The sequence below is a fragment of the Microbacterium sp. cx-55 genome, from assembly GCF_021117345.1.
GTDB lineage: Bacteria > Actinomycetota > Actinomycetes > Actinomycetales > Microbacteriaceae > Microbacterium.
On record NZ_CP088261.1, the window covers coordinates 2,903,594 to 2,919,932 of the forward strand.

General features: G+C 69.9%; 14 protein-coding genes. 1 reads left to right on the top strand and 13 read right to left on the bottom strand.

The window, feature by feature from the left end; all coding sequences use genetic code 11:
* The 7 genes from LQ938_RS13670 to LQ938_RS13700 form a co-directional block, all read right to left on the bottom strand.
* Complete coding sequence (locus LQ938_RS13670; protein ID WP_223723070.1) at positions 1-777, bottom strand: enoyl-CoA hydratase-related protein; 777 nt, start codon at positions 775-777, stop codon at positions 1-3.
* Positions 778-915: 138 nt separating this feature from the next.
* Positions 916-2,100 (bottom strand): thiolase family protein, encoded by a 1,185-nt coding sequence (locus LQ938_RS13675; protein WP_223723071.1) that lies wholly within the window; start codon positions 2,098-2,100, stop codon positions 916-918.
* 2 nt (positions 2,101-2,102) lie between these two features.
* Complete coding sequence (locus LQ938_RS13680; protein WP_223723072.1) at positions 2,103-3,293, bottom strand: bifunctional 2-methylcitrate synthase/citrate synthase; 1,191 nt, start codon at positions 3,291-3,293, stop codon at positions 2,103-2,105.
* A 118-nt stretch (positions 3,294-3,411) separates the two neighbouring features.
* Complete coding sequence (gene prpB / locus LQ938_RS13685; protein ID WP_223723073.1) at positions 3,412-4,311, bottom strand: methylisocitrate lyase; 900 nt, start codon at positions 4,309-4,311, stop codon at positions 3,412-3,414.
* A complete protein-coding gene (locus LQ938_RS13690; RefSeq protein WP_223723074.1) occupies positions 4,311-5,837 on the bottom strand; it encodes an MmgE/PrpD family protein in 1,527 nt (508 codons plus the stop codon). Before LQ938_RS13690 ends, prpB begins: the two co-directional genes overlap by 1 nt.
* Before the next feature lie 293 nt (positions 5,838-6,130).
* On the bottom strand, positions 6,131-6,616 hold the full coding sequence (locus tag LQ938_RS13695) for an NUDIX domain-containing protein (RefSeq protein ID WP_223723075.1): 486 nt from the start codon (positions 6,614-6,616) through the stop codon (positions 6,131-6,133).
* A 2-nt stretch (positions 6,617-6,618) separates the two neighbouring features.
* Entirely contained in the window at positions 6,619-7,629 is a 1,011-nt protein-coding gene (locus tag LQ938_RS13700) for an aldo/keto reductase family protein (protein ID WP_223723076.1), read from the bottom strand.
* A 290-nt stretch (positions 7,630-7,919) separates the two neighbouring features.
* Here LQ938_RS13700 and LQ938_RS13705 point away from each other — a divergent pair, with 290 nt between their 5' ends.
* On the top strand, positions 7,920-9,335 hold the full coding sequence (locus LQ938_RS13705) for an HNH endonuclease signature motif containing protein (RefSeq protein WP_223723077.1): 1,416 nt from the start codon (positions 7,920-7,922) through the stop codon (positions 9,333-9,335).
* Between the two features lie 9 nt (positions 9,336-9,344).
* On the opposite strand, the gene LQ938_RS13710 is transcribed toward LQ938_RS13705, so the two are convergent.
* From LQ938_RS13710 to rlmN, 6 genes are all read right to left on the bottom strand, one after another.
* A complete protein-coding gene (locus LQ938_RS13710) occupies positions 9,345-9,971 on the bottom strand; it encodes a response regulator (RefSeq protein ID WP_223723078.1) in 627 nt (208 codons plus the stop codon).
* Complete coding sequence (locus LQ938_RS13715; protein ID WP_223723079.1) at positions 9,968-11,152, bottom strand: sensor histidine kinase; 1,185 nt, start codon at positions 11,150-11,152, stop codon at positions 9,968-9,970. The genes LQ938_RS13710 and LQ938_RS13715 overlap by 4 nt, the downstream gene beginning before the upstream one ends.
* Positions 11,153-12,010: an ABC transporter permease gene (locus LQ938_RS13720; protein WP_223723080.1), complete on the bottom strand. Its 858-nt coding sequence runs from the start codon at positions 12,008-12,010 to the stop codon at positions 11,153-11,155.
* Positions 12,007-12,939 (bottom strand): ABC transporter ATP-binding protein, encoded by a 933-nt coding sequence (locus LQ938_RS13725; protein WP_223723081.1) that lies wholly within the window; start codon positions 12,937-12,939, stop codon positions 12,007-12,009. Before LQ938_RS13725 ends, LQ938_RS13720 begins: the two co-directional genes overlap by 4 nt.
* 124 nt (positions 12,940-13,063) lie before the next feature.
* Positions 13,064-15,031 (bottom strand): ABC1 kinase family protein, encoded by a 1,968-nt coding sequence (locus LQ938_RS13730; protein WP_223723082.1) that lies wholly within the window; start codon positions 15,029-15,031, stop codon positions 13,064-13,066.
* A 30-nt stretch (positions 15,032-15,061) separates the two neighbouring features.
* A complete protein-coding gene (gene rlmN / locus LQ938_RS13735; protein WP_223723083.1) occupies positions 15,062-16,318 on the bottom strand; it encodes a 23S rRNA (adenine(2503)-C(2))-methyltransferase RlmN in 1,257 nt (418 codons plus the stop codon).
* Positions 16,319-16,339: the final 21 nt, after the last annotated feature.

A 16,339-nucleotide genomic window follows, 5' to 3' on the forward strand; every position in this document is an offset into this window, starting at 1 on the left:
TCAGCGGTGACGGAATTCGGGAGCGCGCTTGGCGCGGAAGGCGGCCATGCCCTCCTTCTGGTCCTCGAGCGCGAACAGCCCGGCGAAGACCTGCTTCTCGAACCGCAGCCCCTCGGCGAGCGTCGTCTCCTGCGCCGCGCGGAGCGCTTCCTTCGCGGCGTAGACGACCGGCAGCGACTTCGATGCGATCGTCTCCGCCACGGCCGCGGCCTCGGCGAGGAGATCGGCGGCGGGCACGACGCGGGCGACCAGGCCGGCGCGTTCGGCTTCGACCGCATCCATCGTTCGCCCGGTGAGCACGAGTTCCGCCGCCTTCGCCGCGCCAATCGCGCGCGTCAGCCGCTGGGTGCCGCCGAGCCCGGGGATGACGCCCAGGTTGATCTCGGGCTGGCCGAACTTCGCGGTGTCGGCGGCGAGGATGAGGTCGCAGATCATCGCGAGTTCGCACCCGCCGCCGAGCGCGAACCCGGCGACCGCGGCGATGATCGGGGTGCGGGCGCGCGCGACCGACTCCAGCGGGGCGAACGGGCTCTGCATGAGCATCTCGCGCGCGGACTTGTCGGCCATCTCCTTGATGTCGGCGCCCGCGGCGAACGCACGCTCGCTGCCGGTCAGCACGATGCATCCGATGCCCTCATCGCCGTCGAACGCGGCGACGGCGGCGGCCAGTTCGGTGGCGAGGGTCGAGTTGAGGGCGTTCAGGGCCTCGGGGCGGTTCAGGGTGATCCAGCCGACCCGTCCGCGCTGCTCGACGAGGATCGTCTCATAGGAGCTCATACGCTCCATCGTGTCACGCGCGCCGCGCTTCGCGCAGACTCCGCTGCCGGAGCAAACCCGCACCCTCACTTGCCTCAAATACACGCTTTTCGACGCGCAAAGCCTGTATTTGAGGCAAGTGAAGCGGGGGCGGCGGCGTCAGAGTCGTTCGATGACGGTGGCGTTCGCCATCCCGCCGCCCTCGCACATCGTCTGCAGCCCGAAGCGACCCCCGGTCGCCTCGAGGTGGGCGAGCAGCGTGCCGAGCAGGCGCGTGCCCGAAGAGCCGAGTGCATGCCCGAGCGCGATCGCGCCGCCGCGTGGGTTCAGGCGTTCGTCGTCGGCGCCGAGCTCGGCCGCCCACGCGAGCGGCACCGACGCGAACGCCTCGTTCACTTCGTACGCGTCGATGTCGTCGAGGCGCAGGCCGCTGCGTTCCAGGATGCGGCGGGTCGCCGGGATCGGCCCGGTCAGCATCAGCAGCGGGTCGTCGCCGACGACCGCGAACGCGTGGAACCGCGCGCGGGGCACGAGGCCCAGCGCGATCGCGCGCTCCTCGCTCATGATGAGCACCGCCGATGCACCGTCGGTCAGGGGAGACGACGTTCCCGCGGTGATGCGCCATTCGAGTTCGGGGAACCGGGCCGCCATCTCGTCGGTGCGGAAGGCCGGAGCGAGCCCGGCAAGCCGCTCTGCCGTCGTCCCCGGGCGGACGGTCTCATCGACCGTGACGAGTCCGGCATCCGTTGCCACCGGCACGAGCTGGCTGTCGAAGAAGCCGGCGGATGCGGCGGCCGCCGCGCGGTCGTGCGACCGGGCCGCGTACGCATCGAGGTCCGCGCGCCCGAGCGACCACCGCGCGGCGATCAGCTCGGCAGAGACACCCTGCCCCACGAGTCCCTCGGGGTAGCGGGCGCGGAGCCCCGGCGACCACGGGGAACCCGCGACGGATGCGGCGGCGCCGAGCGGCACGCGACTCATCGACTCCACCCCGCCGGCGATCACGATGTCCGCCGCGCCCGCCATGACGGCCTGCGCGGCGGCGTGCACGGCCTGCTGACTCGAGCCGCACTGCCGGTCGAGGGTCGTGCCCGGCACGGATTCGGCGAAGCCCGCCGCGAGCACAGCCTGCCGGGCGATGTTCATGCTCTGCTCGCCGACCTGGCTGACGCAGCCCAGCATCACGTCGTCGACGAGCACCGGATCGAGTCCGTTCCGCTCGACGATCGCGCGCAGCACGCCGGCGGCGAGGTCGACCGGATGCACGCCGCTCAGCGCACCACCCGGCTTTCCGCGCCCCGAGGGCGTTCGCACGACGTCGACGATGACGGCCGTGCGGGTCATCGTCAGACCCGCTCTTCGGGCCGTCGGGCCGCGTCGCGCTCGGCGGCATCCTGCACGTAGCCGGGGATGTGCCGTTCGTCCGGGCCGATGTACGACGACAGCGGACGGATCAGCGCGTTCGCGGAGAACTGCTCCTGGATGTGGGCGGTCCACCCCGTCACGCGAGCCGCGACGAACAGCGGCGTGAAGGTGACCGTGTCGAATCCGATCAGGTTGTAGACCGGGCCGGACGGATAGTCGAGGTTCGGGTAGATGCCCTTGCGCGCGACGAACTCCGACTCGAGCGTGCTGTACAGCGCGCCGATGTCGGGGCGGTCGTAGTGCTCGACGAGATCGTCGAGCGCCGCCTTCATGGTCGGCACGCGCGAGTCCCCGCGCTTGTAGACCCGGTGGCCGAATCCCATGATCTTGCGCTTGGCGGCGAGGGCCTCATCGAGCCACTCGTCGACGTTGGCGGCATCGCCGATCTCGTCGAAGATGTGCAGCACGGCCTCGTTGGCGCCGCCGTGCAGCGGCCCCTTCAGCGCGCCGACGGCACCGACGACGGCCGAGTACAGGTCGCTGAGCGTCGACGCGATCACGCGTGCCGTGAAGGTCGACGCGTTGAACGAGTGCTCGGCGTACAGCACCATCGAGCGGTTGAACGCGTCGACGACGACCTCGTCCGACTCTTCACCGAAGGTCATCCAGAGGAAGTTCGCGGCGTAGTCGAGGTCGTCGCGCGGCGCGATCGCCGTCGTCCCGCGGCGCCGACGCTGACCGTACGCGACGATCGCGGGAAGCGCGGCGAACAGTCGGATGCTGCGCGCCAGGTTCAGCTCGGGGTTGCCGCTCGCATCGAGCACCGAGCCGGAGCCGGCGAGGTCGGCGGCGCCGAGCACGCTGAGCGCGGTCCGCACCTCGTCCATCGGGTGCGCATCGAGCGGCACGAGGTCGATGGCGGATTGCACCGCCGGGGTCAGCGCGCGATGCTCGCGCTCGAGACGACGCAGCTCGGCGAGTTGCGCATCCGTCGGCAGGTCGCCGTGCCAGAGGAGGTACGCGACCGCCTCGAACGGCTGCGTCGCGGCGAGCTCCTGCACGGGATACCCGCGGTACAGCAGCGAATTCGTCTCGGGATCGACCTTCGAGATGGCCGTCGTATCGGCCACCACTCCGGCGAGGCCCCGATGGACCTCGTTCTGCTCGGTCATGTCACTCCTTCGTGATGCGCGCCGTGTTCCCCGCGCCCGTATGCCGAATTATGCCGCTGAACCGCAGCGGCAGATTTCGGAACACGGAACGCGATGAACAGGACACGGATGCGTGGGGTCAGCGTTCGACGTGGAAGTCGAAAACGCTTTGGTCGAAGCGGTTGTACTGCTCGTAGTCGATCAGGTCGTAGAGATCGGCGCGGTGCTGCATCTCCCCGAGCTTCGCACGGAGATGGCCTTCGGCGGTGAGCTCGTCGAGGGCGCGGTCGGCGGCGCCCATCGCGATGCGCAGCAGCGATACCGGCCAGATCACGATGTTGACGCCCGCATCCCGCAGCTGCGCGGTCGAGAACAGTTCGCTCTTCCCGAACTCGGTCATGTTCGCGAGGATCGGCACGTCGAGCGCGGCGCGCATCGCCTCGAACTCGCCGAGGTCGCGCATCGCCTCGGGGAAAACCGCATCCGCCCCCGCATCGACGAGGGCCTTCGCGCGGTTGATCGCCACGTCCAACCCCTCGACAGCGCGCACGTCGGTGCGGGCCATGATCAGGAAGTTCGGATCCCGCCGGGCATCCACGGCCGCGCGGATGCGCTTGACCGCGGTATCGGCATCGACGACCGACTTGCCGTCGAGATGCCCGCAGCGCTTCGGGTTGACTTGGTCCTCGATGTGCGCGCCGCCGAGACCGGCGTCTTCGAGGGTCTGGATGCTGCGCGCCACGTTCATCGGCTCACCGAACCCCGTGTCGGCGTCGATGATGGCGGGGAGCTCAGTCATCCGGGCGATCTGCTGACCCCGGCCGGCGACCTCGGTGAGCGTCGTCAACCCGATGTCGGGCAGGCCCAGGTCGGCGGCGAGCACCGCACCCGAGATGTACACGCCATCGAATCCCTTGCGCTCGATCAACCGCGCCGACAGCGGGTTGAACGCGCCCGGGAAACGCAGCAGCTCACCCGACGCGAGCCGTTCGCGCAGCAACCGACGCTTCTCGGCCGCGGATGTGGTGGCGTACAGCATCAGAACAGACCCTTGGGCGCCGGCGCCGAGAGGATCACGCCGGGCTTCGCGACGATCGAGAGCTGGCGCACCTCGTCGACACTGAGCTCGGGAAGACGCTGCACGAGAGCGAGGAATCGCTCGATCTCGGCCGCATCCAGCACCGGTTCGGCGAGGATGCGGAACTTGCGGATGTAGTCGGCCCGCGCGAACGGGCGAGCGCCCAGCGGGTGCGCGTCGGCGACCGCGATCTCGTCGACGATCGTCGAGCCGTCGGTCAGGCGGATCTCCACCCGGCCGCCGAAAGCCTTCTCGTCGGGGTCGTCGGAGTGGTACCGGCGGGTCCATTCCGCATCCTCGGCGGTCGTGACCTTCTGCCACAGCGCGACCGTGTCGGCGCGTCCGGCGCGCTCCGGCGTGTACGAGTCGACGTGGTGCCAGCTGCCGCCCTGCAGGGCGACGGTGAAGATGTACGGGATCGAGTGATCCAACGTCTCCCGGGATGCCGCCGGGTCGTACTTCTGCGGGTCGTTCGCTCCCGAACCGATCACGAAGTGCGTGTGATGGCTGGTGTGCAGCACGACCGACTCGATGTTCTCCGGGTCGCGCAGCGCCGGATTCTCGGCCCCGAGGCGCCGGGCCAGATCGATCCACGCCTGCGCCTGGTACTCGGCCGAATGCTCCTTCGTATACGAGTCGAGAATCGCGCGCTTCGGCTCGCCCTCGGCCGGCAACGGCACGTCGTACGACGCGTCGGGGCCGTCCAGCATCCACGCCACGACACCGTCCTCGCCCTCGTAGATCGGCGACGGCGAGGTCTCACCGCGCATCGCCCGGTCGACAGCCTCGACCGCCATCTTCCCCGCGAACGCCGGGGCGTGCGCCTTCCATGTCGAGATCTCACCCTTGCGCGACTGCCGGGTCGCGGTGGTCGTGTGCAGCGCCTGCCCGATCGCCTGGAAGATCGTCTCGACGGGGAGCCCGAGGAGCGTACCGATTCCGGCGGCGGCCGACGGCCCCAGGTGCGCGACGTGGTCGATCTTGTGCTTGTGCAGGCAGATCGCCCGAACGAGATCGATCTGGATCTCGTACCCCGTCGCGATGCCGCGAAGCAGCGCCGCGCCATCCGCCCCCACATGCTGCGCGACCGCGAGGATCGGCGGGATGTTGTCACCGGGGTGCGAATAGTCGGCGGCGAGGAACGTGTCGTGGTAGTCCAGCTCGCGGACGGCGACCCCGTTCGCCCACGCGGCCCACTCCGGGCTCGAACGCCGCTCGAGCGCGCACCCGAACACGGTCGCCCCGTTTCCGCCGATCGAGACCGCGTGGTCGAGCGCCTGCTGGCGCGCGGCGCTCACGGGCCGCCGGGTGAGGGATGCCGCCGCCACGGCCGCGTTGTCGATCAGCCGGTTGACGATCATGTCGACCACGTCGTCGTCGACGGCCACGGGGTCGGCGGCGACCTGGGCGATGTGCCACGCGAGCTGCCCCTCGCGGGCGAGGTTCTCGTCACTGCGATGGACGCGCAGGTGGTGCGTGATGGTCATGATGCTCCCGGATGGTGGGCGGCGCGGCCGGCGCCGAAGTCTGGCATCCACGGCGCTGCGGACGGCTCACCCTCCACCGTACGACAGCGCGGCCGCGACGGCTCGCCCGCGTGCGGTGCGGGGAAGCCGATCCGTCGCGGGCCACTCTCCTGCTCACTCGGCCCGTCGCGCGCCAGTTTCCTGCTCACGCGCCTCAGATCTGAAGCGCGGGAGCAGAAAAGTAGCGCGCCGGGCGGGGTGATGGCGGACGCGGGCGGCGAGAGGGGAGACGGCGGACGCGCGAGGCTGGCGAGCTACCCCTCGGGCCCGGCGGCGCGCGCGGCCTCCAGCGCGTCGATCGCGGGGCGTTGCCCTTTCACGAGCAGCTCACGCGCGCGGGCGGGAGTGACCCATGCGACACGGTCCACCTCGGGGAAGGATGCGGTACGCTCCGACCGCGGCGGCCACCCCATCTCGAACTCACCGAAACTCAGCACGGTGAGATCGAGATCGCCGCCCTGGGCGACGAAGACCGTCACGCGCTTGCCGGAGGCGTACGCGAACGTGCCGAGCTCGACGAAGGCCGACGGGCCGGCGGGGGCGGTGACGCCGAGCTCCTCTCGGAACTCGCGCGCCGCCGCATCCGCCGCCGACTCTTCCGCCGGGTCGAACTCCCCCTTGGGGATCGACCAGGCGCCCTCGTTCTTGCGCGCCCAGAACGGGCCGCCCATGTGCGCGATCAGCACCTCGAGCGCCCGCTGCCCCCGGTAGAGCAAGAGCCCCGCGCTGCGGATGGTCATCGTCAGTCGGTCGGACGGCCCTTCGGCGACACGGTCTTCGCCGGATCGGTCTCGGCAACGCCCGAGAGGGCATCGTCGATGGCCGTCATCACGTCGGCGTCGAGCACGACGCCGGACGCCTTGACCGTGTCGTCGAGCTGCTCGGGACGCGAAGCTCCCACGAGAGCGGCCGAGACGTTCGGGTTCTGCAGCACCCACGCGATTGCGAGCTGCGGCATCGTCAGCCCTGCCTGCTCAGCGACCGGCTTCAGCCGCTGCACGGCCTCGAGCACCTCGTCGCGGAGGAAGTTCTTGATGAAGTTCGCTCCGCTCTTGTCATCGGTCGCCCGCGATCCGGCGGGCACGGCCTGACCCGGAAGGTACTTTCCGCTCAGCACGCCCTGCGCCATCGGCGACCAGACGATCTGCGAGATGCCGAGCTCTTCCGAGGTCGGCACGACCTTCTCCTCGATGACCCGCCACAGCGCCGAGTACTGCGGCTGGTTCGAGATGAGCTGGAACCCGAGTTCCTTCGACAGCGCGTGACCGGCGCGAAGCTGCTCGGCGTTCCATTCGGACACACCGATGTACAGCACCTTGCCCTGGCGGACGAGGTCGGCGAAAGCCTGCATCGTCTCTTCGAGGGGAGTTTCGTAGTCGTACCGGTGCGCCTGGTACAGGTCGACGTAGTCGACGCCGAGCCGGCGGAGTGAGCCGTTGATGCTGTCGAGAATGTGCTTGCGGCTGAGTCCCTGGTCGTTGGGACCCGCGGGGCCGGTCGGCCAGTAGACCTTCGTGAAGATCTCGAGCGACTCGCGACGCTGCCCCTTCAGCGCCTCGCCGAGCACCTCTTCGGCGGCGGTGTTCGCGTAGGCGTCGGCCGTGTCGAAGCTCGTGATGCCGAGGTCGAGTGCGCGGTGCACCGTGGCGACCGCGGCCTCGTTCTCGACCTGCGAGGCGTGCGTGATCCAGTTGCCGTAGGTGATCTCCGAGACCTTGAAACCACTGTTGCCGAGATAGCGATAATTGACCATTCCTCCACGCTAACGGCGGCTCCGGATGCGGGGGCCGCGCTTGACTTCTCCGTGACGCGGGCGGGCGATTTGGGGGCGGCGCGCAGTCCTGTGGACTCTCCGGCCGTATCCGCGAGACTGCATCTGGGCGCCGAGAGTGCGGGGTAACCCCACTGTCTCGGCGCGAAGTTGCAGTCTCGCGGGGCTCGACGCCGGCGTCCCGAGGCGCATCAAAAGCGAGCCACGTTTGACCGCCTAACCTGGGAATCGGGTACCGGGGTGATGTCGGAGGTCGGTGCGAGACTCAAGACATGAACGGGACGATCCGCATCATCCGCGACCTCGAGTCGCGGCTGGGTGCGGTCGCGTCCGAGGTCTTCGCCGAGGGCGCGCTGCGCTCCGCCACGGACGACGACGTCCTCGCGGTGATGGATGCGGCGGCGGCAGTCATCCGTCGAGCCGAAGCACTCGTCACCGAGGCTGCAGGAGAAGTGCAGGCACGCTCCGCCTCGAGCGCACGAGCGGAGCGCATGACGACGCGATACGGATGCCGGCACACCCGTGAGCTGATCCAGCGCGTGACGCGCACATCGGGCCGCACCTCCGGCGACTACGCGCGCGCCGGTGCCGCTACCGCGACCCGGAGGGCACTGACCGGCGACACTCTGCCCGCTCCGTACCCCGCTCTGCGCGCCGCAGTCGCCGCCGGAGCCATCGGCGTCGACGCCGTGACGGCGGTTTCCGCGACCCTCGATGCTGCGGATATCTCCGCGGAGCAGCGCGCCGCGGCCGAGACGGAGCTCGCCGCGAGTGCCCGAGGTGAAGGGGCCGACGAAAACGGGCTGCCGACGGCAGACGATCTGCGGCTGCAGGCCCAGGTGTGGGCGATGTACCTCGACCCCGACGGCGCCGAACCCCGCGCGGATGCGGCCGAGCGTCACCGCGGGCTGGTCCTCGGTGCCTGTCGCGACGGCCGCGTGCCGATCCGCGGCGAACTGCTCCCTGAAGTCGCTGCCCCGCTCACGCGCCTCGACCACGCGATCAACAACCCGCGCGCCCGCGTCACTTTCCGAGACAACACCGAGCTCGAATCCGAGCCCGAATCCGAAGAAGACGCACCTGTCGATTCCCGGACCCGTCCGCAGAAGCTCCACGATGCGTTCGCGACCGCGCTCAACGTCGCCGCCCGGTCGAGCGAGGTCCCCACCATCGGGGGTGCAGCCCCCACACTGCTCGTGTCGGTCCGGCACGAAGACCTCGCTTCCGGACACGGCGTCGCGCACCTCGACGGCATCGACGAGCCGGTCCCGCTGTCCGTCGCACGCCGCATCGCGTGTTCGGGCAGCGTGCAGCACGTCGTCTTCGATCGGGCCGGTCGCATCGCGCGCATCGAGATCCCGGATCGCGTCTTCGACCATCATCAGCGACGCGCGATCACCCTGCGCGACGGCGGCTGCATCATTCCGGGTTGCGATGTGCCGGCCGCGTGGTGCGAGATCCATCACGTGCACGAGGCGGCGACGGGCGGACCCACGAGCACCGACAACGGCGTCCTGCTTTGCTGGCATCACCACCGCACCCTCGACAGCGGGGGCTGGTCGGTCAGAATGCGTCGCGGCGTCCCCGAGGTGCGCGGCCCCGGATGGTGGGATCCCGGCGGCACCTGGCGGCGAGTGGCGAAGTCCCCGACCCGCACCCTCGACCGCTACATCGCTGCGCGAACGTGACGGGCCCCGTCAGATCAGCCCGAGCTCCATGGCACGGGTGACGGCGCGGGTGCGGTCCCGCACCTCGAGCTTCGTGAACGCGTGCATCAGGTGCGTCTTCACCGTCGCCTCGCCCAGGTAGAGGCGCTCACCGATGGCCCGGTTGCTGTGCCCGGCGGCGACCAGACGCAGCACCTCCACTTCGCGCGGCGACAGCACCGGGGCGTCGGGCTCCTTCGGGCGCCCCGCCTGCCGCACCAGCACCCGGCTCACGCTCGGCGCGAGCGCCACCTCACCCTGCGCGACGGCGCGGATGCCGGCCAGCAGCTCCGCCTCGGGCGATGCCTTCAGCAGGTAGCCACGAGCCCCCGCCCCGATCGCCCGCAAGATCGCGTCATCCGTCTCGTAGGTCGTCAGCACGAGCACCCGCGCATCCGGATCCGCGGCGACGATCTGCTCGGTCGCCTCATCGCCGTCCATTCCCGGCATCCGCAGGTCCATCAGAACGAGATCGGGAGCGACGGATGCGGCGAGCGCCACCGCCTCCGCGCCAGTCGCTGCCGTGCCGACCACCTCCATGTCGGGCGCCGCGGCCACCAGGGCGACGAGCCCCGCCCGCACGATCGGGTGATCGTCAGCGATGAGAACTCGGATCATGCGTCCACCTCCCGGGGCACCCGCGCACGCAGCTCGACCGCCCCGTCCGTCCCGTCGAGATCGAGCGTGCCACCGACCAGCCGCAGGCGCGCACGCAGACCCGCCAGCCCGAAGCCGGTGGCGTCCGCATCCGGATCGAACCCGCGCCCGTCGTTGCGCACGCGCAACTCCGCGCCGGTGTCGTCGCCCGTCAGCAGAACCGTGACCCGGCGAGCACCGGCGTGTTTGCGGATGTTGCCGAACCCCTCTTGCGCGCAGCGCAGCAGCGCCGCCTCCGCTTCGCGAGACAGCGGTGCGTTCAGGCGCACGTCGACGTCGACGTGAACGCCCGCCTCCCGGCGAAAACGCGCCGCCAGCGTTTCGAGCGCCGCGCCGATGCCGCCGCCCGCCGCGAGCTCGACGGGGGCGTTACCGGCGACCAGCAGGCGCGTCTCGCCGAGTCCGTCGCGCACCGACTCCTCCACGAGATCGAGCGTCTCATCGGCGTCGGCGCCCGCCGCGAGCTCGCGCCGCGCGCGCTGCACGAGCAGCACGGCCGCCGTCAGGCTCTGCGCGAGCGTGTCGTGCAACTCGCGGGAGAGGCGTGCCCGCTCGGACGTGACACCCGCGTCGCGATGCAGCGCCGCCAGTTCGTCCTGCGCGGCCGTCAACTCCGCGAGCAGCCGCTCGCGCTCCCGCCCGTATGCGTAGACGCTCAGCACCCAGAGTCCCATGATGATGCTGACCGCGAACGAGATCACCTCGGTGAGGAGCGCGGTGACGAACCATCCGCGTTCATCGCCGGTGCTGACCGCGAACCCCGCGAACACCGCCGCGGCGAGCGCGAACGACGCCGGGATCGCGAGGCGCGGGGAGGGAAGCAGCCCCCACAAGAGCGGAAACGCCCAGAACTGGAGCACGGCGCTGCTCGGCACGACCGCGGTCATCACGCCCACCATCACGATGGTCACCGCGGCGGCGACGAACGCCCCGGAAGACCGGGGCATCACCCGGCGCACGAAGAGAACGAACACCGCGCCGTAGATCAACGACACGGCAACGGTGAGCCCGATGCTGCGCCAGTCGGGCTCACCCGCCGACGCGTTCAGCGCCGCGATCAGGCAGAACGCCAGCACGGCCGCGAGCGAGACCCCCCAGACCCTCCCGCTCGCGGCCGCCGCGTCGGCCCTCGCATCCGTCATTCAGCCATCCTTGCGGATCCAGCGGAACGTCACACGGGCGAGGACGAGTCCCGCCACCAGCCAGATGCCGGTGACGAGGACGATCAGTCCGTGCTCCCACGTGCCGCTCGGCGTCATCGACGCGAACGACTCCGGAAGGAACACCGACTGCATCCCCTGCGCCAGCCAGCGCAGCGGGAAGATGCTCGCGACGCCCTGCAGCCAGGCCGGCAGCGTCGAGAACTGGATGTAGACGCCGGAGATGAACTGCAGCACCAGCACGATCGGGATGACGACGGCCGACGCGCTGCGCCCCGACCTCGGCAGCGAGCTGAGCCCGATGCCGAGGATGGCGCAGGTGGTGACGCCGAGGAGGAACACCCACCCGAACGTGACCCACTTCATCGGATCGGTGGGCAGGGCGACGCCGAAGGCGAGCGCCGCGACCGCGATCAGCAACGCCGACTGCAGGAGCCCGGTGACGAGCACCATCCCGAGCTTGCCGATGAAGTACGCCACCGGCCCGAGCGGCGTGCCGCCCAGACGCTTCAGGGTGCCGTCGCTGCGTTCGGTCGCGATGTCGAGCGCCATGTTCTGCGTGCCCGAAAGCAGCAGTCCCGCCGCGACCATCCCGGGCAGATAGAACGCCGCCGCACTGATCTCGTCGCCCGGTGCACCGAAGGTCTGGGCACTGAACGCGACCGAGAAGATCAGCAGCATCACGAGCGGAAAGAGAAATGTGAAGAAGACCGAGTCGCCCTGCCGGAAGTAGCCGCGCACCTCGTAGCCGATGCGCCAGAAGCCGAGACGGAGCGTGTGGCCGATCCCCGACGATCGGCGCGGCGCCGACACCGGGACGGCGGATGCGGGGGCGGTCATGCGGACACTCCTCGGTCGGATGCAGCGCCGGACGCTCCTCGATCGGATGCGACGCCGGATGCGGGCACCGCCGCGCCCGTTTTCTCCTCGGTCGCGAGGAAGCTCAGGTACACGTCTTCGAGGCTCGGCCGGACGACCTCGAGATCGTCGGGTTCCGCATCCCCCGCGGCCACGAGACGAGACACGAACTCGCCGGGCCGCTCGGTGCGCTGTTCTCGGACGACGCCGTCCTCTCGCCACCGCACGATCGGGATGCGGGCATCCGCACCGCCGATCTGATCGATGGGCCCGATCGCCACGAGGGCGCCCCCCACGACGATGGCGGCCCGACTCGACAGCGCGGACGCCTCTTCGAGGTAGTGGGTCGTCAGGATGATCGTCGTCCCCTCGGCCTGCAGCACGCGGATCAGGTCCCAGAACTGGTGCCGGGCCTCCGGGTCGAATCCGGTCGTCGGCTCGTCGAGGAACAGCAGATCGGGGTTGCCGATGATCCCGAGCGCGACGTCGACGCGGCGCCGCTGGCCACCCGAGAGGGTACGCACGCGCGCGTTCGCCTTCGCCGTGAGCCCGACCGCGGCAATGGTCTCGTCGACGTCGCGTGGCCGGGGGTAGAACCGCGCGAAGTGCACGAGCATCTCGCGGACGGTCGCGACCGGCGCCTCCCCCGTGTTCTGCAGCACGATCCCGAGCCGTGCCTTCCAGTCGAGGTCGCCGTGGTGCGGGTCCGTCCCCAGAACCTCCACCACGCCGCTCGTCCGTTCCCGGTACCCCTCCAGGATTTCGATCGTCGTGCTCTTCCCCGCCCCGTTCGGGCCGAGGAGGGCGAACGTCTCGCCGCGCGCGATCTCGAAACTCACGCCACCGAGGGCCTGGAACCCTCCGTGGTACGTCTTGCGCAGGTCCTCGACCCGCACGACCGTTTCCGTCATGCCCCGAGCATCCCGCGCTCACGGCGCCCGACGCGACCGTCATCCGGTTGCCCCGGCATCCCCCATCCGGTGGACCCGTGAAACCGCCGAGCCTCAGCGGGTCTCGGCTCAGCGGCCGACCGACTCAGCGACCGGATCGTCGCCGGGCGTATGCGGCGCGCAGGCTCCGCAGCAGAAGCAGAAGCCCGACGAGACCGACGACCGCGCCGAGGAACGGGAAGAGCGGCAGGTCCGGGGTGAGTTCGGGACCGGTGACCGTGACCCCCATGATGACCGCGACGACGATGAGCGCGATGCCGACGAGTGTCGTCGTCAGCCGGCCCATGAGCTCTTCGATCCATCCGCGACCCTCACTGCCCTCCCACGTCTTCATGCGGATCGAGAACGTGCCGTCCTCCAGTTGGTTCGCGAGCGTCTCGAGCCGCCGCGGCACCTGACGGAGCTGCTCGCTCACGAGAGCGGCCTCGGTCTGCAGGGTCAGCGCGAGCGAACGCGGTGAGACCACTTCGCGAGCGATCCGCGGAGCGATCTCGAGCGCCCGTCCGACCATGTCGTAGCTCGGCACGATGCGCCGGAGCGACCCCTCCAGCGACGCGAGCGTTCGGAAGACGAGCAGCAGCGACGGGGCGAGGGCCAGCCGGTGCCGGCGCAGCACGTCGACGAGCGCGCGGAACACGTTCTGATCCATCGGCGAATTGTGGAGTCTCGTCAGGATGACCCCCACGTCGTGCTGCAGCGCCCCCTGGTCGAGAACGCCCGTGTCGGGCGGCGTCACGACCAGCAGCAACGCATCCGTTGCCGCGACGTCATCCTCGTTCGCCATCGCGGTGAGCAGCGGAAGCAGCAGCCGCCGCATGCTCTTTTCGAGCACCCCCACCGACCCGAAGTCGATCAGCGTGAGCGAACCGTCGTCGGCGAGGAGCACGTTGCCCGGATGCAGATCCGCGTGGAAGACGCCGCGCACGGCGATCTGGTCGAAGACCGAGTCGAGCAGGCGATCGGCGATCGCTCGGGCGTCATCCGGATCCATCGCGGTCGGATCGATGTGGCTGAGCGCCGTGCCGGACGCGCGTTCCTGCACGAGCATCTGGGCCGTCGTGTACGCCGCGAACACCTGCGGCACGCGCACGCTCTCGCGGGTCGAGCGCGACACCGCGCCGCGGAGCATCTCGGTGTTCCCGGCCTCGACGCGGTAGTCGAGCTCCTCGCGCAGCGACCGGCCGAACTCCGCCGCGAGGGCGACGACGCCGTAATCGCGCCCCCAGTCGGTGCGGCGCTCGACATCGGCGGCCAACCGCTCGACGATATCGAGATCGGTCGCGACCTGCGCACGAGCGGTCGGCCGCTGGATCTTGATGACGACCTCCTCGCCGCTGCGCAGCGTCGCGGCGTGCACCTGCGCAACGGATGCGGCCGCCATCGGAACCTCGTCGACCGACGCGAAGACCTCGTCGAGCGGGCGGCGCAGTTGCGCTTCGATCGCCCCGCGCGCCTCCGACCAGGGAATCGGCGTGGTCTCCATCTGCAGCGTCGCGAGCGCCGTGATGAGGTACGGCGGCAGCACGTCGTCTCGGGTGGAGAGCACCTGCCCGATCTTGATGAAGGTCACCCCGGCCTCGTTCATCGCCGCGACGAGCGACGCCGCGAGGTCGTCGCCCGCGCCGGTGCGGTGGTGCCGGTACACGCCGAGGCCGTGGCGCGACGCGATCATCAAAATCTGCGCGTAGCGACGCGCGCGATCCCGGCGGCGGAACAGCTCCCGCACCGTCGTCACGGGGTTCCGGCCGGGCTTGGTCGGCCAGAGGAACTCGAACGCGACGATCGCGATCACCACGACGGCGAACAACCACCCGAACACGAGCAGGAGGAACAGGACCGCCACCCCGTCATCGACGACGACCCGGTCTCCGACCACGACATCGGCCCGCTCGAGCGCCCAGACGCACAGCGGGGTCCCCGCCAGGAACACGACGATTCCGGTGATCAGCGGACGCACGCGTCCGACCCGGTCATCCAGCAGCCGGCGAGCGACCCAGGTCGCGATCCCCGCGAACGCGATCGTCACGATCGCGTAGACGATGAGCGTCAGCATCCGTTCCCCCTCGGCGGCGTGCGCAGCGCGTCAGCTGTGCTGGTCGGCTCCTACGGGAGTGTCGGCGGCGACCGCTTCGTCTTCGGCGGTGGCGACGAGCTGCCCGCAGGCACCGTCGATCTCCTTACCGCGAGTATCGCGCAGTGTCGTCGGAATTCCGGCGTCGTTGAGACGGCGAACGAATTCGTTCTGCACGGAGACATCGGATGCGGTCCAGATCGACCCGGGAGTCGGGTTCAGCGGGATGGGGTTCACGTGCACCCACCCGCGACCGCGCTGGTTGAGCTTCTCGGCGAGCAGGTCGGCCCGCCAGCCGTGGTCGTTCATGTCCTTGATGAGGGCGTACTCGATCGACACCCGACGGCCGGTCTTGTCGAAGTAGTTGCGCGCAGCATCCAGCGCCTCGTCGACCTTCCAGCGCGAGTTGACCGGGATCAGCTCGTCGCGGAGGTGATCGTCGGGGGCGTGCAACGAGAGGGCGAACGTCACCGGGATGTCTTCGTCGGCGAGCTTGCGGATCGCCGGCACGAGACCCACCGTCGACACCGTGATGCCGCGGGCGCTCATGCCCAGTCCGTGGTCCTTGTCGACCATGACCCGCACCGCCTGCATGACGCGGGCGTAGTTCGCGAGCGGCTCACCCATGCCCATGAAGACGATGTTCGAGACACGGTCGAGCGAGTGGTCATCCTTCTTCTTGCCGCCGAGGCCCCCGTCGGCGATAAGCCGGTTGGCGCGCACGATCTGCTCGATGATCTCCGCCGCCGACATATTGCGCGTGAGCCCCGCCTGGCCGGTGGCGCAGAACGGGCAGTTCATTCCGCATCCGGCCTGCGACGACACGCAGAGCGTGATGCGGCCCGGGTAGCGCATCAGCACCGACTCGACGAGGGCGCCGTCGTGCAGCTTCCAGAGGAACTTGATCGTGTCGCCGCGATCGGTCTCAAGCCGCCGCACCTCGGTGAGCAGCGGCGGCAGCATGCCGGCGACGAGTTCGGTGCGAACGGATGCCGGCAGGTCGGTCATCTGGTCGGGGTCCGACGTGTAGTGCGTGAAATAGTGCTTCTCGAGCTGCTTCGCACGGAAGCCGGGAAGCCCGAGTTCTGTCACCTTCGCAACGCGTTCCTCGGCCGTGAGATCGGCCAGGTGCACGGGCGGTTTGCCGCGCTTCGGGCTCGCGAACTGCAGCAGCGGGCGTCCGGTGTCGTCCTTCTTCTGCGACCAGCCCTCGGTCGCCGGGCGCACCTGGCGGGGTTTCGTGGTGCGCACGGGAGTGAGATCGGTCATCCTCCCAGGGTAGACGAGGGT